Genomic DNA, 19,413 nt, shown 5'->3' with positions numbered 1-19,413 from the left:
GGGGGGCCGCCGCTCTCCTGCCAGGTGAGGCGCAGGCGCGGCATGCCGGACTCCGTCGTGACGAGAGACCACGAGACCCGCACGCGTCCGCCCGGTGCCGAGAGCGCGCCGTATTTGGCGGCGTTCGTGGTCAGCTCGTGGATCGTCATGCCCAAAGCCAGGACATGGCGCGGGGATAGCGCGACGTCCGGCCCGTCGAGGCCGATCTGGTCGCCGCCGGTGCGGTAGGGGCTCAGCTCGCTCTCCAGCACCTCGCTCAGGGAGGCGCCGCTCCAATCCTCGCGGGTCAGGAGGTCGTGGGTCTTCGACAGGGCCAAGATCCGCGCTTCGAGGACGCCTTCGGCGCCGCGGGACTGGCGAGCCAGGGCCTGCACGGTGGCCAGCGTGTTCTTCACCCGGTGGTTCAGCTCGTGCAACATCGTGACCTGCTGCTCCTGCAGGGCGCGGCCGCGGCGGATCTCGGCATGCAGCTCGTCGGTGTTGCGCTGGAGCGTGGAGGCCATCGTGTCGAGCTTGCGCCCGAGGCGGCCGAACTCCGTCATGCCGCGCAGGCCCGTGCGAGCGGAGAGATCGCCGTCCTGCCAAGCCGCCGCGACCCGGAGCAAGCGATCGATCGGGCGGCGGATGAACATCCGTCCGGCCAGGAGCGCCGCGGCCAGCGCCAGGACCGCGCCGAGGGCGATCAGCACCAGGCCACGGCGGGTGGCGGCATCGATATCCGCGAAGGCCGCCGCGCTGTCGCGCCCGACCATGAGGCGCACCCCGGCAAGCGCCCCGTCCGGCATCGCGGTAGCGATGATCCGGGTTCGGCCGTCGATATCCTCGGCGATGCGCACCGCGCCGTCCCGGGCCGTCCGCAGCGCGACGCGCTCCGGCGGGATCGGCTTGCCGATCCAGTCCGCTCCGTCCGGGCGGCGCGCGATGATCAGGCCGTCGCGGTCCATCACCGTGATGGCCGTCTCGGCCTGGTGCAGGGTCTGCTCCAGATGGTCGGACAGCCAGTCGAGATCCACGGCGGCCAGGAGGACCCCGGTGGCGGGGCCGTCGCTCTCGTCCCGGCCGGCCACCACCCGAGCGAAGTGGATCGAGGGCAGCTTCGACACGGTGCCCAGCGCGTAACCGCCGACCGCGAAGCCGCCCGCCTCCAGGGCGCGGCGGTGATAGGCGCGGGCGCCGGTCGAATAGGCTCCCGGCTCCGAGCCGGCGCTGTCGCAGATCACGGTGCCGTCGGGATCCGTGAGCGCGAGCAGGATGACGTGCGGAAGCCGGGCGGCGGACCGCTTCAGGTAGGCCGTGCAGGCGGCGGGGTCGCGCACCTGGACGGAGCTATCCCCGGAGATGAGGTCGAGGGCCTGCCGCATCCGCTCCGAGAGCTGGGCGAAATCCTCCGCGGCGCCGCGGACGGTGGCGAGCGCGTCGGCGCGCACCGCCGCATCGCGGCTCGCGCGCAGGGCGACCTCATTGTAGCCCTGGATCGCCAGCGCCGGGGTCAGCGCCAGCAGCACCAGCAGCAGGATGCGGGTGGTGAGCGACATCGGCGGTCAGTCGAGGCCCGCGATCATCGCGCGCACCCGGGCGGCCAGTGCCTCGACCGGAAACGGCTTGGTCATCATGCGCATGCCGGGCTCGAGATGGCCGTTGCCGAAGGTCGCGTTCTCGGCATAGCCGGTGATGAACAGCACCTTCAGGTCCGGCCGGTCCGGGCGGGCGGCATCGACCATCTGCCGGCCGTTGAGGCCGCCGGGCAAGCCGACATCGCTGATCAGCAGGTCGATCCGCCCAGGCGCGCGCAGCACGGCGAGGCCCGCCTCGGCATCCGCGGCCTGGAGCGCGGTGTATCCGAGGTCGCCCAGAACCTCGACGATCAGGTCGCGCACCACCGGATCGTCCTCCACCACGAGCACGGTCTCGCCACGCTCGGCCCGGTGCAGCTCGACGAGGCCGGATTCGCCCGTCTCGGGCGGCGCGGCACCGTGGTAACGCGGCAGATAGAGCTTGACCGTCGTGCCGCAACCCGGCTCTGAGTAGATCCGGACATGCCCGTCGGATTGCTTGGCGAAGCCGTAGATCATCGACAGGCCGAGGCCGGTACCCTGGCCGAGGGGCTTGGTGGTGAAGAACGGGTCGAAGGCCCTGGCGGCGATCTCGGGGCTCATGCCGGTCCCGGTATCGCTGACGCTGACGCAGACATACGCGCCTTCGTTCACCCCCGCGTTCTGGCGCGTATAGGCCCGGTCGAGCTGCGCGTTTCCGGTCTCGATCACGAGACGGCCGCCCTCGGGCATCGCGTCCCGGGCGTTGATCGCGAGGTTGAGCAGGGCGTTCTCGAGCTGGTGCGGGTCGCACAGGGTCAGCCACAGGCCGCCGGCCGTGACGATCTCGAGATGGATCCGCTCGCCCAGCGTGCGCCGCAGCAGGTCCTCCATGCCGGTGATCAGCGGGTTGGCGGCGGTCGGCTGCGGCTCCAGCGGCTGGCGCCGGGCGAAGGCGAGGAGGCGGTGGGTCAGCGCCGAGGCACGGTTGGCCGACGACAGGGCCGCCCGGGCGTAGCGCTCGATCGCGTCGGTGCGGCCCTGCTGGATGCGAGTCTGCATCAGGTCGAGGGAGCCGACGATGCCGGTCAGCAGGTTGTTGAAGTCGTGCGCGATACCGCCGGTGAGCTGGCCGATCGCCTCCATCTTCTGGGCCTGCAGCAATTGCTCCTCGACCCGGCGCTGCTCGGTGAGGTCCCGCCCGACGATGTAGAACAACCCGGTGCCGGGATCGGGCACCGCCGTCCACATCACGACGCGGCGCTCGCCCGCCCGGGTCAGGACGCGGTCGACGAAGCCCATCACCGTCTCGCCGGCCGACAGGCGGCCCACCACGTCGGCCATCTCGACGTGGTCCGCCGGATCGACGATGTCCAGGAACGGCCGGCCGAGCAGCTCCGCCTCGCTCCAGCCGAGCATGTGCGTCCAGGCCGGATTGACGGTCTTGAGGAAGCCGTCGAGGCCCGCCGTCCCCATCAGGTCGTTGGTCGTCTCCCACAGCCGGTCGCGCTCGCGGGTCCGCTGGGTGACCTCGGAGAGGAGCGCGGCCTCGACCCGCTTGCGGTCGGTGATGTCCTGCACGAAGACGTGGAAGCCGTCGATCGCCCCGTCGGGCCCCCGCCGGGGCAGGTAGCGGATCTCGGCGTCGCGGTGGCGCCCGTCCTGGTGAGGCCAGGGGATCTCGAACCGGACGGCCTCGCCGGCGCGGGCGCGCTCGACATAGGGGCGCCGCAGCTCGAAGGCGGCGGGCCCGAGCAGCACGCGCACGTCCCGCCCCACGATCTCCGCGGCCGGACGGAAGAACCAGTCCTGATACGCCGCATTGGCGAAGCGGTAGATGTAGTCCCAGTCGATGAAGGCGATGAGCACCGGCAGCGCATCGGTGATGAGGCGCAGCTCGCGCTGGTTGGCCTCGGCCCGCTGCTCGGCGGATTTGTGGTCGGTGATGTCGCGCACCGCCCCGACGAAGCGGATCGGTTGCCCCCCGGCATCGCGCTCGATCGCGCCCCGGCGGGCGATCCAGCGTTCCGCGCCGTCATCCGCCCGCCGGATCCGATAGGCGACGTCGGCATCGGTCAGGCCGGCGCCGCGGTCCGCCCACTGGGAGACGAAGCCGGCATCCTCCGGGATGACGAGGCGGGCGACCGCGTCGACCGGCAGCGTCTCCTGCTCGGCCAGCCCGTACAGGCGGAAGAAATGCGGCGTGGCGTGGATGATGTTCCGGTCCAGATCGATGGAGAACACGCCGACGCCGCCGGCCTCCTGCGCCCGGCGCAGGCGCATCTCGGAGGTGCGCAGCGCCGCCTCGGCCCGGACCTGGGCACCGATCTCGGTGTTGACGCCGAACCAGCGCACCACCCGGCCGGAGGCGTCGCGCAGCGGCACGATCCGCGTCAGGAACGGCCGGAACACGCCGTCGGCCCCGCGCAGGGGGAAGACCATCTCGAACGGCTCGCCGGTGGCGATCGAGGCGGCCCAGACCGCCGTCACCCGCGGCAGCGCCTCCGGGTCGTGGACGCTCTGCCAGCCCCAGCCGGCCATGGCCGCCTGCGTGGTCCCGCAGTAATCGAGCCAGCGCCTGTTGTACCAGTAGAGATAGCCGTCGCTGCGGGCGAGCCAGCACAGGATCGGGAGGTGGTCGGCGAGCCGGCGGAACTCGGAATCGTCGATCCGCGCCGGATCGGGCTCGGGCAGGATCGCGTCGATCCGGGCGGGCGCTTGCCAGAACGCACGCGCGAAGGCGGTCTCGTCCCGCGGCGGCGCCTCGGTCGCGGCCTCCGCCCGGGCCGTCGCGAGCGCGGAGCGCAGGCGGGCGACTTCGTCCTCAAGGGCGCGGTTGCGGCGCCGGAGAGCCTCTGCCTCATCCGCGCTCAGGGTGCCGCTCACGGCCTGCGAGCCGTGCGGAATCGCCCGGGCACGGCCCGCGACACCGTGAGAATGCAATCGAAGGCTGTACGCCGGCTCATCTCGGCCTTGTTGCAGAACCGGCCGACGCTCGCCAGCCCGAACGCGGGCTCGGACTCGTTTCGCGGGCGGCCTTAATGTTCGCGGCTGCGCGTGGCCCCGGCCACGGGGCGCAGATGCAGGAAGCTGCGCTCGCCGGTGGCGGCCTCGGCCACGTGCTGGATCGTGTCGAGCAACTCGGTGACGGCCTGGGGCGCGGCCGGGCGGAACTGCGCCTTCGGCTCGACCCAGCGCTTCTGCGTGCGCCTCGCGGCGATCTGCGCCTCGCTCAGCGCATCGAAATCCCGGCGTCGAGTCATGGCTCAGCCCTCCGCCCGGGACTGTGTCGGCCCATGGTTGACGAAAGGTTAACAGGGTCTCGTCGTCCGAGGACGCAGGGGCGAGGGGAGGGCCGGGGCGCACGCGCCCTAGAGCGGGCCGGCCCGAGCCGCCAAGGTGCGCGCCAGCTTGAGCAGCACAGCACGGATATGCGCACGAAGCGGAGTGTCGTCGTCCATGCGTCGATCAACGGCGCAACCGCCGAAAACGTTTCACGATCATGCCGTTGGTGCGCGTCGCTGCGCCAAAGCTCGACCGTGAGGAGAGCCCGCACGGCCGCCGGCCGATCCGGCCGTGACGCCGCGATCAAAGAACCCGCCGCGGCAGGGCCGGGCGGGTCAAAGGTGATCTCGTCTCGGAGAAGGCCCGACGCTAGACGCCGCGCCCCGTGAGCGCATCCCCCATCCGAGGGACACAAGCCACACGATTTGGCGATCTCGATCCGGTGCGCGCGATCGCGCGCGCCGCGGCAGCCGGGAAGCCCGCCGCCCCTCAGCCCCCGAACGCCCGCGGCGGGAGGCCCGCCACGCCGACATCGAGTTCGAACAGGGCCCCCGCGGACGGCTCGTGCTCGGCACCCCGGGACGCCGACGTGACGAACAGCCGGTCGAGCCCGGGCCCCGCGAAGGCGCAGCTCGTGATGTTGGTGGCCGGCAACGAGATCGCCCGCACGAGACGCCCCTCCGGATCCACCCGGCTGATCCGGCCCGCCCCCCAATGGGCGATCCAGAGGCAGCCCTCGGCATCCGTGGTCATCCCGTCGGGCCAGCCCCAGGCCTCCGGAAAGCGCAGGAATTCGCGCTTGCCCGTTAGGGTGCCGTCGGCGGCGAGATCGAAGGCGAAGACGGTCCGGGCGGCGCTGTCGCTGTGATAGAGGATCCGGCCGTCATGGCTGAAGGTCGGACCGTTGGCGACGCCGTAATCGCCGTCCATCCGCTGCCAGGTCAGGTCGGGATCGAGCCGGTGCAGGGCGCCGGAGATCGCGGTCTCGGCCTGGTGCATGCTCCCCGCCCAGATCCGGCCGGCATAGTCGACCTTGGCGTCGTTCAGGCGGTTGTCCGGATAGTCCGGCTCCGGATTTCCGATCGGCGTGACCTGGTCCGCCTCCAGATCGAACACCGCGAAGCCGCTCTTCAGGCCGATCACGAAGTCGCGCCGGCCGGCCCGGGGGATGATCCAGCCGATCGGCTCCGGGAACGGGCGCGTGCCGGTCGCGCCGCTCGCGAGGTCGAGCCAGCGCAGGGCGGGCGCCTCGATATCGACCCAGAACAGCCGCCCCCGTTCCGGCACCCAGACGGGTCCCTCGCCGAGCCGGTCGCGCTCGGCGCGGGCGACGACGCGAAACTGTGCCTCCATGGGATCGCCTTCTCTCGAGTGCCGGCCTCCGGAGCGGCTAATGGTCCGGCGGCCGGCGGGCGCGTGACATCAACGACTTGAAGCGACTTCTTGGAGCGCCTTCCGATGGCGGCGCGATCGGGAGCCGCTCCGGCCCGCCGCCCCACGCCGCATCGCGGGTGGCGGCCGATCAGGCGCGGTCGGAGGCGCCCCGACCCGGCCGGCTGCCCCACAAAGCGAAGAACAGGACGTAGAGCTCGCAGGCGGCGGTGATCAGGAAGGAATGCTGCAGGCCGAACCGGTCGGCGGCCCAGCCCTGCACCACCACCAGGGAGCCCCCGGCGATCGCCATGATCAGCAAGCCCGCGCCTTCCTCGGTCAGCGGGCCGAGGCCGCGGATGCCCAGGGTGAAGATCGTCGGGAACATGACCGCGTGGAACAGCCCCACGGAGATCAGCGCCCACATCGCCAGCGGCCCCGTCGCGAAGGTCGCCACCAGCATCACCGTGAAGGCCGCGATGGCGGCGCCGGCCAGGACGGTCTCGGCGGACCGCCCCTGCATCAGGTAGCTGCCGACGAAGCGGCCGACCATCATCCCACCCCAGAGCAGGAACAGGTAGCGCGACGCCTCCGTATGCGTGAGGTTGCCGATCTCCGGCTGCGAGACGAAGTTGATGAACAGGTTCGACACGCCGATCTCGGCGATCAGGTAGATGAAGATCGCCGGCACGCCGAATACGAGGTTGCGGTGGCGCCAGAGCGACAGGCCCGCGCGCTCGGCCTTGGCGGCGCGCTTCGTGGCGCCTCCCGCACCGATGGCGGGCAGCGGGAAGCGGGCGATCACCACGGCGAGCACGACGAGGATCGCCGCCACGATCAGGTAGGGGAGCTGCACGGACTGCGCATCGGCGAGCCGCTCGGCCGGGCTGAGGGTGGCGCCGGCCGCGACGTTGCCCGAGGCGGAGCGGCCGAGGATCAGGTAGCCGCCGAACAAAGGCGCCAGGGTCGTGCCGAACGAGTTGAACGCCTGGACGAGGTTGAGGCGCGCCGGGGCGGTCTCCGGCGGCCCGACCACAGCCACGTAGGGGTTGGCGGCGACCTGAAGCAGGGTGATGCCGCTCGCGATCACGAACAGGGCGGTGAGCGTGATCGCGTACGAGACCTGATGGGAGGCCAGGACCATGCCGAGCGTGCCCAGCGCCATGATGCCAAGGCCCACCACCAGCGCGCGCTGGTAGCCGATGCGCTCGATCAGCTTCGCCGCCGGGATCGAGGCCACGAAATACGCGATGAACCACACCGACTCGATCAGCGTGGTCTGCGTATAATCGAGGTCGAACACGCTCCGGAGATGAGGGAGCAGCGTGTTGTTGATGACCGTGATAAAGCCCCACATGAAGAAGAGGCTTGCGAGCAGCGAGAGGGCGGGGCGGTAGCTGCCCTGATCGCGCGTCGCGGTCCCCGCCGCGGGCGCTCCCATGCTCGCGATCGGTCCTGCCATCAAACGTTTCCCCTCATCGAGGCCGCCTTGCCGGGCCCCTTGTTGTGGAATTCATTTGTATGAGTATATAGCGGAATTGCGGACGTCAACCGTGGCACCCGCGAGGGCCGGCGCACGGTCGGCCAGGCGGGAGCGAGCGTCTTGAGGGGGGAGCGGATGCGTGGAGTCGGAGCTGTCGCGCTGGGCGCCTGCGCGGCGAACCCTGCGGTCGCCCAGGCATCCGAGCCGGTCCGGACCGTGTTCGGCACCCTGCCGGACGGCCGCACAGTCGAAGAGGTGACGCTCACCAACGGCAAGGGCGTCACCGCCCGGGTGATCTCCTGGGGCGCCCTGCTGCGGACCCTCGAAGTCCCGGACCGCGCCGGAAAGCCCGCCGACATCGTCCTCGGCTACAAGGATCTCGCCAGCTACCTGGACAAGCCCAACTATTTCGGGGCCAGCATCGGCCGCTACGCGAACCGGATCCGGGCCGGCCGCTTCACCCTCGACGGCCAGACCTACACGCTCGCGACCAATGACGGTCCGAACACCCTGCACGGCGGCACCGCCGGCTTCGACAAGCGACTCTGGACCATCACCGAGGTCAAGGGCGGCGCCACGCCGTCGGTCACCCTGCGTTACGTCAGCCCCGACGGCGAGGAGGGCTTTCCCGGTACGCTCACGGTCACGGCGACCTACGCGCTGGACGCCGCCAACACGCTGACCGTCACCTATCAGGCGACTACCGACAAGCCGACCATCGTCAACCTGACCAACCACAGCTTCTTCAATCTCGCCGGCGAAGGTTCGGGCCGATCGGTCCTCGATCAGACACTGACCATCCCGGCCGAGCGCTACACACCGGTCGACGCCACACAGATCCCGATGGGCGAGCATGTCCCGGTGGCGGGCACGCCGTTCGACTTCCGCACACCGACGGTGATCGGGGCGCGCATCCGCGACGGCCGCGACATCCAGATCGTGCGCGGGCGCGGCTACGATCACAACTGGGTCGTGACCGATAAGCCCACCGCCGAGCCACACCTCGTGGCCCGGGTCGAGGATCCCGCATCGGGCCGGGTCCTCGAGGTCGCCAGCAACCAGCCCGGCGTCCAGTTCTATACCGGCAACTTCATCGACGCGACCGTCGTGGGCAAATCCGGGCTCGTTTACCGGCAATCGGATGCCCTCGCGATCGAGCCCGAGCTGTTCCCCGACACGCCGAACCAGCCGGCCTTCGGCTCGGCCCGGCTCGACCCGGGCGCGACCTACCGGAACGTCATCACCTACCGCTTCTCCACCAGCTCCGCCCACCGGACCCACGAGAAATGACCGATCACCCGAAGACCCGGCCCCTGCGTTCGCGCGCCTGGTTCGACAACCCCGACAATATCGACATGACGGCGCTCTACCTGGAGCGCTACCTGAACTTCGGGCTGAGCCTGGAGGAGCTGCGTTCGGGCCGGCCGATCATCGGCATCGCCCAGACCGGGTCCGACCTGTCGCCGTGCAACCGGCACCACCTCGTCCTGGCGGAGCGCGTGCGCGAGGGCATCCGCGAGGCCGGCGGCATCGTGCTCGAATTCCCGGTCCATCCGATTCAGGAGACCGGCAAGCGGCCCACCGCCGGCCTCGACCGCAACCTCGCCTATCTCGGCCTGGTCGAGCTCCTGTACGGGTACCCCCTCGACGGCGTGGTCCTGACCACCGGTTGCGATAAGACCACCCCAGCCTGCCTGATGGCGGCCGCCACCGTGAACATCCCGGCCATCGCCCTGTCGGTCGGCCCGATGCTCAACGGCTGGTACAAGGGCCAGCGCACCGGTTCCGGGACCATCGTGTGGCGCGCGCGCCAGATGCTGGCCGCCGGGGAGATCGACCACGAGGGCTTCATCAAGCTGGTCACCTCGTCCGCCCCCTCCACCGGCTACTGCAACACGATGGGTACGGCGACGACCATGAACGCCCTCGCGGAGGCGCTCGGCATGATGCTGCCGGGCTCGGCGGCGATCCCGGCGCCCTACCGCGACCGGCAGGAAGTCGCCTACCGCACCGGCAAACGCATCGTCGAGATGGTGGCGGAGGACCTCAAGCCGACCGACATCCTGACCCGCGAGGCGTTCCTCAACGCGATCGTCCTCAACTCGGCGATCGGCGGCTCCACCAACGCCCCGATCCACCTGGCCGCTCTCGCCCGCCATGCGGGGGTCGAGCTCGACATCGCCGATTGGCAGACCCACGGCCTCGACGTGCCGCTCCTGGTCAACCTGCAGCCGGCGGGCGAGTATCTCGGCGAGGATTATTACCGCGCGGGCGGCCTCCCGGCGGTGGCCGCGCAGCTGATGCGGCGCGGGCTGCTCCACGAGAACGCCCTGACGGTGAACGGCCGCACCATCGGCGACAATTGCCGCGACGCGGTGATCGAGGACGAGGATGTGATCCGGCCGATCGACCGGCCGCTGAAGGAGGCCGCGGGCTTCCTGGTGCTGCGCGGCAACCTGTTCGACGCGGCGATCATGAAGACCAGCGTGATCGGCGAGGAGTTCCGCGAGCGCTACCTGTCGAACCCCGAGGATCCGGAGGCGTTCGAGGGCCGGGCCGTGGTATTCGACGGTCCGGAGGATTACCACCACCGGATCGACGACCCGGCGCTGGCGGTCGACGAGAACAGCATCCTGATCATGCGCGGCGCCGGCCCGGTGGGCTATCCGGGTGCGGCGGAAGTGGTGAACATGCGCCCGCCCGCCTACCTGATCCGCTCCGGCGTGCACGCGCTGCCCTGCCTGGGCGACGGGCGGCAATCCGGCACCTCGGCCTCGCCCTCGATCCTCAACGCCTCGCCCGAGGCGGCGGTGGGCGGCGGCCTCGCGCTGCTGCGCACCGGCGACCGGGTGCGGATCGACCTGAAGCGCGGCACCGCCGACATGCTGCTCGATGCGGACGAGATCGAGCGCCGGCGCAAGGCCCTGGAGGAAGCCGGGGGATACGCCTATCCGGCGTCCCAGACCCCGTGGCAGGCGATCCAGCGCGCAACCGTCGGGCAGATGCACACCGGCGCGATCCTGGAGGGCGCCGAGCGCTTCCAGCGGATTGCTCAGACCAACGGCGTCCCGCGGGACAACCACTGACGGGAAGCCCCGCCGCCATCCCGGCGGCGGGGCTCACGCTTTCAGCGAGAGCTCGGTGTCGGCGAGTGCGAGGCGGACGAGTTCGGTCATCGCCGCCCGCGCCGCCGCGGGATCCCCGGCGACGATCGCCTCGTACAGGATCCGGTGGTCCGGCATCGGGTCACGAGGCAGGGCGCTGCGACGCTGCTTGAAGATCGTCGTCCAAGTCACGGCAGCGGCAATGGAACTCGACAGGGCCATCAGCGGCCCGTTGCGGGCCGCTTCCAGGATCGTGTTGTGGAACGACTGGTCGGCGGCCCGCCCGATCTCGGTGGCGAGGCCGTAGCGGCCCATCTCCTCCAGGGCGTGCCCCATCCGGGAGATGTCGAGCCCCGAGCGCCGCTCGGCCGCCAGGGCCGCCGCCGCCGGCTCGACGATCATCCGCAGCTCGAACAGGTCCCGGATGAACGTTTCGCTGGGCTCCGCCTCGAAGGCCCAGGCGAGGATGTCGGGGTCGAGCAGGTTCCAGCGGCTGCGCTGGGTCACCCGGGTCCCGTGCGGGGCCGGCTCTCGACCAGCCCCTTGGCGCTCAGGATCCGCACCGCCTCGCGATAGGCGGTGCGCGAGACCTTCAACTGCTCCGAGAATTCGATCTCGCCGGGCAGCACGTCTCCCGGCGCGTACCGGCCGGCCAGGATCGCGACGCCGAGATCGCGGGCGACCGAGCCGTGAATCCGGCGCGAGCCCGAGGCCAGCGGCAGCTTGATATCCTCGTACCCAGGATCCCCCCTCACCCGACACCTCCAGTCCGAGCCGCCAGGACGGGGCAGGATCGCCGCGATCGTACCTGGAAGTTGTAGGAGCGCAAGCGCCGACACCCGCAGGCATCATAGTGCCGCGACGCTTGCAGCCACTGCACAACTGCTCTAAGTTATTTGTATGAGTAAAGAGCTGAGTGCGAACGCGGAGATCCGCGGCACGATCCTGATCGGCGCCGAGGATGCGACCACGACCGATACGTTCCGGGCCGTCGATCCCGCAAGCGGGGCGGCGCTGGAGCCAGCCTTCTCGGCCGCCGGGCCGGCGCAGGTCGAGGCCGCCTGCGCGCTTGCGGATGCGGCGTTCCCGAGCTTTTCCGAATCGACGCCCGAGCTGCGCGCCGGCTTCCTGGAGACCGTCGCCCAGGCCGTGGGCGATCTCGGCGATTCGCTGATCGAGCGGGCCATGGCCGAGACCGGGCTGCCGCGGGCCCGGCTCGAGGGGGAGCGCGCCCGCACCATCGGCCAGCTGCGTCTGTTCGCGCATGTCGTCCGCGCGGGCGACTGGGTCCAGGCCACGATCGATCCGGCGCAGCCCAAGCGCACGCCTCTGCCGCGCCCCGATCTGCGCCGGCGCCACGTCGCCCTCGGCCCGGTTGCCGTGTTCGGCGCCAGCAACTTCCCGCTGGCCTTCTCGGTAGCCGGGGGTGACACCGCCTCGGCGCTCGCCGCCGGCTGCCCGGTCGTGGTCAAGGGCCACCCGGCCCATCCCGGAACCGGCGAGCTGGTGGCCCGGGCGGTCCGGGCGGCCGTCGCGGCCAGCGACCTGCATCCGGGCGTGTTCTCCTATCTACCGGGGCCGTCGAACGTCCTCGGGACGGCGCTCGTCGCCGATGCGCGGATCAAGGCGGTGGGCTTCACCGGCTCGCGCGGGGGCGGCCTCGCCCTGATGCGGGTGGCGGCGGGACGCCCCGAGCCGATCCCGGTCTATGCCGAGATGAGCGCGGTCAATCCCGTCCTGCTGCTGCCCGGCGCCTTGCGGGCGCGGAGCACCGCGCTGGCGACCGGCTTCGTCCAGTCCCTGACGATGGGGGCGGGGCAGTTCTGCACCAATCCGGGCCTGCTGATCGGCATCGCCGGTTCAGATCTCGACGCCTTCGCGGAGGCAGCTGCGGCGGCGATCCGCGAGAGCGCGCCCCACGCGATGCTGACCGCCGACATCCGCACCCGCTTCGAGCGCGGCGTCGCCGAGATGGCGGCCCGTCCGGGCGTGACCGTGGCGGCGCGTGGGGCGACGGCCGGCCCGGGCGGCGCGCCCGCGGCCCTGCTGCGCACCGACGGGGCGCGGTTCCTGGCGGATGCCGGCCTCACGGAGGAGATGTTCGGCCCCGCCGCGATCCTGGTGGCGGCCGCGGATCTCGACGAGGTCAAGCGCATCGTCGCGGCGCTCCCGGGCCAGCTCACCGCGACGCTGCATCTCGACCGCGCCGACGAGCACATCGCCGCCGGCCTGGTCCCGGCGCTCGCCCGCAAGGCCGGCCGGATCCTGGCCAATGGCTGGCCCACCGGCGTGGAGGTGGCGCCCGCGATGGTCCATGGCGGGCCGTTCCCGGCGACGTCCGATGGGCGCAGCACCTCGGTCGGCACCCTGGCGATCGAGCGGTTCCTGCGACCGGTCTGCTACCAGGACCTGCCCGACGCGCTGCTGCCGCAGCCCCTGCGCCCGGACAATCCCTGGCATCTCACCCGCAGGGTCGACGGCACCATCAGCCCGGCCTTCGACCGCTGACGCGCCGGCGCGCGGCACACCTGATTTCGAGCCGGCCCGATGAAGGCCGGCCCTGGGAGAACCGAGATGGGGCAATCACTCCTACAATTCCGCGCCCCGGACGGGCGGCGGGGTGTCGCGATCCTGCAGGGGGGCGAGGCGCGGGTCGTGGTCGGCGCGGACAGCGTCCTCAACTTGGCCCGGCGGGCCCTGGCGGCGGGCGACAGCCTGGCCGAGACGGCAAACCGGCTCGGCCTGGGGGACACCGTGGATCTCGACGCCGTGCGGCTGCTGCCGCCGGTCGATCATCCGGATCCCGCGCATCTGCTGCTCAGCGGCACCGGCCTGACGCATCTCGGCTCCGCGGAGGGTCGCGACAAGATGCACCGCGCCGCGGCGGCGGACCCGGCCCCGACCGATTCCATGCGGATGTTCCAGATGGGCGTGGAGGGCGGCAAGCCCGCCCCCGGCGAGACCGGGGTCCAGCCCGAATGGTTCTACAAGGGCGACGGCGACGCGATCGTCGGCACCGGCGAGCCGCTCCTGTCGCCCGCCTTCGCCCTCGACGGCAGCGAGGAGCCGGAGATCGCCGGCCTCTACCTGATCGACGCGGACGGTACGCCGGTGCGCCTCGGCTTCGCCCTGGCGAACGAGTTCTCGGACCATGTGACCGAGCGCGGCAACTACCTGTGGCTCGCCCATTCGAAGCTCCGTCCGGCGGCGCTCGGCCCGGAACTGTGGCTGGGGGCTCTGCCCGCCGACGTGCGCGGCTCCAGCCGCATCCGGCGCGACGGCGCCGTGCTGTGGGAGAAGCCGTTCCTCTCGGGTGAGGCGAACATGTCCCACACGATCGAGAACCTCGAGCGGCACCACTTCAAATACCCCCAGTTCCGCCGCCCCGGCGACCTGCACGTCCACTTCTTCGGCACCGCGACCCTGTCGTTCAGCGACGGCGTCACGGCGCGGCCCGGGGACGTGTTCGAGATCGAGGCGGCCCCCTTCACCCTGCCGCTGCGCAATCCTCTGGCGGTGGCGCCCGCCCGCGACCTGTCCGTGAAGGTTCTCTGAGATGTCGGCTTCGAACGGGACGATCCGCATCGGTCTGGTCGGCGTCGGCAAGATCGCCCGCGACCAGCACCTGCCGGTCATCGGCGCTTCGCCGGACTACACCCTGACCGCCGTGGCGAGCCGCGAAGGCCGCTTCGAGGGCGTGCCGAACTACCGCACGCTGACCGAGATGCTGGCGGGGCAGCCCGACCTGGACGCGGTCGCCCTTTGCCAGCCGCCGCAGGTGCGCTTCTCCGCCGCCCTCGAGGCGATCGAGGCCGGCCGGCACGTCTTCCTGGAGAAGCCCCCCGGGGCGACCCTGGCGGAGGTCGGGATCCTGGTCGAGGCCGCGCGGGCGCGGGGCGTCAGCCTGTTCGCCAGCTGGCACTCCCGCTACGCCCCCGGCGTCGAGCCGGCGCGCCAGTGGCTGTCGGGCCGCCGGATCCGGTCGGTGGCGATCGCCTGGATGGAGGATGTCCGGCACTGGCATCCGAACCAGGCCTGGATCTGGCAGGCCGGGGGCATGGGCGTGTTCGATCCGGGGATCAACGCCCTGTCGATCGCCACCCACATCCTGCCGCCCTTCTTCCTCACCGGCGCGACCCTCTCGGTCCCGGAGAACCGGCAGGCGCCGATCGCCGCCGACTTGAGCTTCGCCGACGCCGCCGGCACCTCGATCCAGGCGGTGTTCGACTGGCGCCAGACCGGCCCGCAGACCTGGGACATCCGCGTCGACACCGAGGACGGCTTGCTGGTGCTCTCGGAAGGCGGCGGCGTCCTCACCATCGACGGCAAGCCGCAGCCGCTGCCGCCGGAGGCCGAATATCGCGGCCTCTACGACCGTTTCGCCGCCCTCGTCCGATCCGGCACGAGCGACGTCGACCTGAACCCGCTGATCCACGTCGCCGACGCTTTCCTGCGCGGCGAGCGCCGCACCGTGGAGGCCTTCACGGACTGACCGGAGGGATCCCGGCGGAACACCAACGCGACAGAGCCAATCAGGGCCGCGCGTTACTAAGGGGGAGTCACTGTTATGGGAAAGTACACGCGATGGGCGGCGCTCGCATTGTGCGCCGCGACACTCTCGGGGGGCATCCGCTCGGCCGAGGCTCAGGATGCGGACGCGCCTGACGGCGGGCCGAGCTTGGTGAACCCGGGCCCGAAGGCGAGCCCGGCCGCGAAGGCCAAGTATCGGGCGAATCGCGCGCGGCGGCGGACCATCCGCGAGTCGCGGAGCGCGGCCGGCGCCAGCAGCGCGGCGGCCTCGATCGACGTGCAGGGCAGCAGCGCGACACCGCCCGGCCTGCCGCCGGGGACGTTCTATCTCGGCAACGGGATCAGCATGATCCTGAACTACACCGGCGAATTCGCCGCGAACCCGTCCGGCGGCATCCGGCAGGGATCGGCCTATGCCGGCCAAGTCGTGTTCGGTCTCGACGCCGACCTCGGCCGGCTCGCCGGGATCGACGGCGGCTCGTTCCACACCATCGTGACCCAGCGTCACGGCCGCAGCCTTGCGCAAGACCGCATCGGCTTCGACGGAAGCGTGCAGGAGATCTACGGCGGCGGCCAGACGGCACACCTCACCTCGGTCTCCTACGAGCAGAAGCTGTTCGACAACCGCCTCGACATCGAGGTCGGCCGCCTATTGGCCAATCCGAACTTCCTTGGCTCGCCGCTCTATTGTAATTTCCAAAACAACGCAACCTGCGGCGCACCGAAATCGATCTTCAAGCTGACAAACTTCACCTATTGGCCGATCTCAACCTGGGGCGCCCATGCCAAGGCCTGGCTCACCGACAAGGTGTTTGTCCATGCCGGCGTCTACGAGGTGAATCCCCGCGACCAGCAGGCCAACCAGAACGGCATCGACTGGTCGACCCGGGGCGCCACCGGCGTCCTGATCCCGGTGGAGGCGGGCTACTCGACCAATTTCGGCAACGACCCGCTCCCGCGCAACTACAGTGTCGGCGTGGTCTTCGATCAGTCCGATTATAAGGATCCGGTCTACGACGTGCGCGGCGGCCTGCGCGTGTTCAGCGATCTCGACCCGCTGACGCGGTTCGGTCGGTCGGCGGTCTATGCCCGGTTCGACCAGATGGTGTGGCGTCCGGATCCGACCAGCGCGCAAGGCCTGTCGGTGTTCGGCGTCGCGTTGGGCGGCACCGGTGGGCGGCAGATCCAGGATTACTTCCTGGAGGGCGGCGCCGTCCTGACCGGCACCTTCCCGGGCCGGCCCTACGACACCCTTGGGTTCGTGTTCGCCATGGAGAAGCTCTCGCCCCTCGGCTCGGCCGGGATCCGGGCGGCCCGGGCTTCCTACGGGCTGAGCAGCCGCAACGTCGACACGCTGCAGACCATCCTCGAGCTGAGCTACGGCATCCAGCTCACCCCGGCGGTGCGGCTGATGCCGAACCTGCAATACGTGATCGGCCCGGATCAGACCCGCTTCCCGCTCCGGCCGAAGCCGATCCCGGACGCCTTCGTCATCGGCGCGAAGCTCTCGGTCGACCTGTTCACGCTGGGCGGCCTGGCCAAGGGCCCGGGGAGCCTCTGACCCCAGGCGCATCACGACACCGCCCGCGACTCCGCCCTCGGCGGGCGCGCGGGCGGATGTGGCAGCCGATCGGCGCGCGCGGAAGCCTCCGCGCGCGCCGATCCCGTTTCAGCGGAGCGCGCTCTGCGCGGGCAAGGAGGGGAGGGCCGGAATATCCGACGCCCCGGCCCGCGCGTGGAACCACGCCCCCGGTCGCAGGTTGTCCAGCAGATTGTAGCTGTTCTAATTCGCAAGAGAGAACGGCACGCCGCCGAACCGACACGGAGCATCCGACATGGCCAGCGCGAACTGCGAGAGCTGCAAGTTCTTCGACGAGCACAAGGGCAACGGCGCGAGCGCCCAGGGCGATGCCGGCCTGTGCCGCTTCAACCCGCCGGTCAGCCAGCCGGCTCCGGAATCCAAGGGCCTGTGGCCGGTCGTCGCGACCAACGATTGGTGCGGCCACTTCACGGCCGAGATGACCGCAGCCGAGTAAGCCCAGCGGCCCTCACCGTCGCGGCGCAGAGGCCGCGGCGATGGTGAGGCCGAAGGCGACCCTTTCGACGCCGTCGGACGATCAGGGCCAGCCGCCGAGGCTGGCCCTTTTTCGTGCGCCCGATCCCGGGCGCGCGCCCAGGATGAGGCGCGGGAGCGCCCGAGCGCGATCAGCGGAATCGGGCCCGACAGCAGGGCCGGCCCGACAGCACGATCGATCTCCGAACAGACCCATCGGGGGCATACGGTTCTCTCTCGAAGCCGAGCGATGGAGCGAACCCGCGTCGGAAGCGGGCCGCGCATCCTATCGGGCGGCCATTCGCCGGCGGAGCGCGCAAAACGCGAGATGAAATCACGCTTCCAATCGGCGTTTGCGAGGAGAACATTTTTCTATTCGCGCCGAATTCGAAAAGCGGTTTCATTGACGTTGTGCAGTGCAGCCAGCAATTCTAGCGGCCTATTCGGATAACCGGTCGCGTCACTGCCGCTCGTCATCGAGCAGGACGGCCGGCATTGTCGCAAGGCTTCTGCAATGACACGACCGAGACTCGTCGGGCTGAGCGCGAATGTTCAGCGCCCGTCCAAGACCCGCACGCTGGTCGACGCGGTGCTGCACGAGGCCTGCGCCCAGGCGACGTTCGACGGGCGCATCTTCGATTTCGTCGATGCCGGCACCGGGCTCGGGGCCGCCTGGACCCGCGATCAGCTGCCGCTGCCGGCCCGCCGGGTGCTCGACGCGATCGAGCAGGCGGACGGGCTCGTGGTCGGCTCGCCGGTCTACAAGGGCGCCTATACCGGCCTGTTCAAGCACCTGTTCGATCTGGTCGATCCCAATGCGCTGGCCGGCAAGCCCGTGGCCATCGTGGCCACCGGCGGCGGCGCCCGCCATGCCCTGGTGGTCGAGCACGCCTTCCGGCCGCTCTTCGGCTTCTTCGGCGCCCTGCAGATCCCGACCGCGGTCTACGCGTCCGACGCGGATTTCAGCGACGGCGTGCTGGTCGAGGCCGGGGTGCGCGCCCGCGCCGCGGAGGCCGGCGCCCAGCTCGCCGCCCTGCTGCTGCACCGGGCGGCCGCGACGACCGGCCCGGCCGAACTCGCCGCCGCCGAGTGAGCCCGGCGATGCTCGACCGCCGCACCTTCCTGGCCGCGTCCCTTGCGGCCGTTCCGGCTCTCCGGGGCGCTCGCGCGGCCGAGCCCGGCCTGCTGCGCATCGGCTACCAGAAGAACGGCATCCTGGTGGTGGCCAAGCAGCAGGGGATCATCGAGCGGCGCCTGGACTCCCTGGGCCACCGGGTGCGCTGGGTCGAGTTCTCGTTCGGTCCGCCCCTGGCCGAGGCCCTGTCCGTCGATGGGCTGGATTTCGGCCTGCTCGGCGACGCGCCGCCGATCTTCGCCCAGGCCGGGCGCTCCAACCTCGTCTACGTGGCGGCCCAGGAAGGGGGCGGTTCCGGCGCCGGGATCCTCCTGCCCAAGGGCTCGACCCTGCGCAGCCTCGCCGACCTGAAGGGCAGGCGCGTCGCCTTCGCCAAGGCGACGAGCGCGCACAACCTCACGGTGGCGGCCCTGGAGAAGGCGGGGCTGAGCTACACCGATATCGAGCCGGTCCTGCTGGCGCCGGCCGATGCCGCGGCGGCCTTCGCCCGCGGCAGCATCGACGCCTGGACGACCTGGGACCCCTATCTCGCCATCGCCGAGGAGCAGGACGGCGTGCGCGTGCTGGCCCTGGCCAGCGAGATCACCCCGCAGAACAATTTCCTCGTCGCGAACCGGGCCTTCGCGGAGGCGCACGGCCCGGTGCTCACCGCGGCGATCGACGCGCTGGGCGAGGTCGCGGCTTGGTGCCGGCAGAACCGCGGCGACGTCGCCGCAATCCTGTCGCAGGGCACCGGCGTGCCGCTGCCGGCCACCCGCCGGGCGGTGGACCGCAACGATTTCGTGATCGGCCCGATGACCCCGCGCGTCACCGCCGAGCAGCAGGCCATCGCCGACCGGTTCTACGCCCTGAAGCTGATCCCGAAGCCGATCCACGTCGCCGACGCGGTCTGGACGGCACCCGCCCGCAATGGCTGAGCG

The 19,413-nt window shown here is 71.0% G+C and carries 16 protein-coding genes; 9 read left to right on the top strand and 7 right to left on the bottom strand.

Going from position 1 to position 19,413, the window contains the following annotated elements; all coding sequences use genetic code 11:
* From WYO_RS01135 to WYO_RS01115, 5 genes are all read right to left on the bottom strand, one after another.
* A partial coding sequence (locus tag WYO_RS01135) for an HWE histidine kinase domain-containing protein (RefSeq protein WP_007558023.1) occupies positions 1–1,535 on the bottom strand: 1,535 nt, incomplete at its 3' end.
* Between the two features lie 6 nt (positions 1,536–1,541).
* A complete protein-coding gene (locus WYO_RS01130; protein WP_007558021.1) occupies positions 1,542–4,418 on the bottom strand; it encodes a PAS domain S-box protein in 2,877 nt (958 codons plus the stop codon).
* Positions 4,419–4,570: 152 nt separating this feature from the next.
* Positions 4,571–4,795 (bottom strand): hypothetical protein, encoded by a 225-nt coding sequence (locus WYO_RS01125; RefSeq protein WP_007558018.1) that lies wholly within the window; start codon positions 4,793–4,795, stop codon positions 4,571–4,573.
* Between the two features lie 511 nt (positions 4,796–5,306).
* On the bottom strand, positions 5,307–6,170 hold the full coding sequence (locus tag WYO_RS01120) for an SMP-30/gluconolactonase/LRE family protein (RefSeq protein WP_007558017.1): 864 nt from the start codon (positions 6,168–6,170) through the stop codon (positions 5,307–5,309).
* 169 nt (positions 6,171–6,339) lie between these two features.
* Positions 6,340–7,650: a sugar MFS transporter gene (locus WYO_RS01115; protein ID WP_007558015.1), complete on the bottom strand. Its 1,311-nt coding sequence runs from the start codon at positions 7,648–7,650 to the stop codon at positions 6,340–6,342.
* A 156-nt stretch (positions 7,651–7,806) separates the two neighbouring features.
* Here WYO_RS01115 and WYO_RS01110 point away from each other — a divergent pair, with 156 nt between their 5' ends.
* Both WYO_RS01110 and WYO_RS01105 read left to right on the top strand, forming a co-directional pair.
* Entirely contained in the window at positions 7,807–8,961 is a 1,155-nt protein-coding gene (locus WYO_RS01110) for an aldose epimerase family protein (protein ID WP_007558012.1), read from the top strand.
* Positions 8,958–10,757, top strand: coding sequence for an IlvD/Edd family dehydratase (locus WYO_RS01105; protein ID WP_007558009.1), 1,800 nt, complete (start codon positions 8,958–8,960; stop codon positions 10,755–10,757). Before WYO_RS01110 ends, WYO_RS01105 begins: the two co-directional genes overlap by 4 nt.
* Before the next feature lie 33 nt (positions 10,758–10,790).
* Here WYO_RS01105 and WYO_RS28850 read toward each other — a convergent pair whose 3' ends face one another.
* Together WYO_RS28850 and WYO_RS32065 are read right to left on the bottom strand one after the other, a co-directional pair.
* Complete coding sequence (locus WYO_RS28850; RefSeq protein WP_244424020.1) at positions 10,791–11,282, bottom strand: FCD domain-containing protein; 492 nt, start codon at positions 11,280–11,282, stop codon at positions 10,791–10,793.
* Complete coding sequence (locus WYO_RS32065) at positions 11,279–11,530, bottom strand: GntR family transcriptional regulator (protein WP_244424019.1); 252 nt, start codon at positions 11,528–11,530, stop codon at positions 11,279–11,281. Before WYO_RS32065 ends, WYO_RS28850 begins: the two co-directional genes overlap by 4 nt.
* A 145-nt stretch (positions 11,531–11,675) precedes the next feature.
* Between WYO_RS32065 and WYO_RS01095 the strand changes: the two genes are divergently transcribed.
* The 7 genes from WYO_RS01095 (at position 11,676) to WYO_RS01065 (ending at position 19,410) form a co-directional block, all read left to right on the top strand.
* The gene (locus WYO_RS01095; protein ID WP_007558008.1) at positions 11,676–13,283 is read left to right on the top strand and encodes an aldehyde dehydrogenase (NADP(+)); all 1,608 of its coding nucleotides are present in this window, start codon (positions 11,676–11,678) and stop codon (positions 13,281–13,283) included.
* A gap of 66 nt (positions 13,284–13,349) precedes the next feature.
* Entirely contained in the window at positions 13,350–14,330 is a 981-nt protein-coding gene (araD1, locus tag WYO_RS01090) for an AraD1 family protein (protein WP_007558006.1), read from the top strand.
* Position 14,331: 1 nt separating this feature from the next.
* Positions 14,332–15,267 (top strand): Gfo/Idh/MocA family oxidoreductase, encoded by a 936-nt coding sequence (locus tag WYO_RS01085; protein ID WP_007558003.1) that lies wholly within the window; start codon positions 14,332–14,334, stop codon positions 15,265–15,267.
* Positions 15,268–15,342: 75 nt separating this feature from the next.
* Complete coding sequence (locus tag WYO_RS01080; protein WP_007558001.1) at positions 15,343–16,866, top strand: carbohydrate porin; 1,524 nt, start codon at positions 15,343–15,345, stop codon at positions 16,864–16,866.
* Positions 16,867–17,140: 274 nt separating this feature from the next.
* A complete protein-coding gene (locus WYO_RS01075; protein ID WP_007557999.1) occupies positions 17,141–17,341 on the top strand; it encodes a hypothetical protein in 201 nt (66 codons plus the stop codon).
* A gap of 531 nt (positions 17,342–17,872) precedes the next feature.
* Positions 17,873–18,451 (top strand): FMN reductase, encoded by a 579-nt coding sequence (gene msuE / locus WYO_RS01070; protein ID WP_007557997.1) that lies wholly within the window; start codon positions 17,873–17,875, stop codon positions 18,449–18,451.
* An 8-nt stretch (positions 18,452–18,459) separates the two neighbouring features.
* Positions 18,460–19,410 (top strand): aliphatic sulfonate ABC transporter substrate-binding protein, encoded by a 951-nt coding sequence (locus WYO_RS01065; protein ID WP_007557996.1) that lies wholly within the window; start codon positions 18,460–18,462, stop codon positions 19,408–19,410.
* Positions 19,411–19,413: the final 3 nt, after the last annotated feature.

This window comes from Methylobacterium sp. GXF4 (assembly GCF_000272495.1).
GTDB classification, from domain to species: Bacteria; Pseudomonadota; Alphaproteobacteria; order Rhizobiales; family Beijerinckiaceae; genus Methylobacterium; species Methylobacterium brachiatum.
The sequence above is the reverse complement of the archived record's forward strand: the minus strand, read 5'-3'. Positions and strand labels throughout refer to the sequence as shown.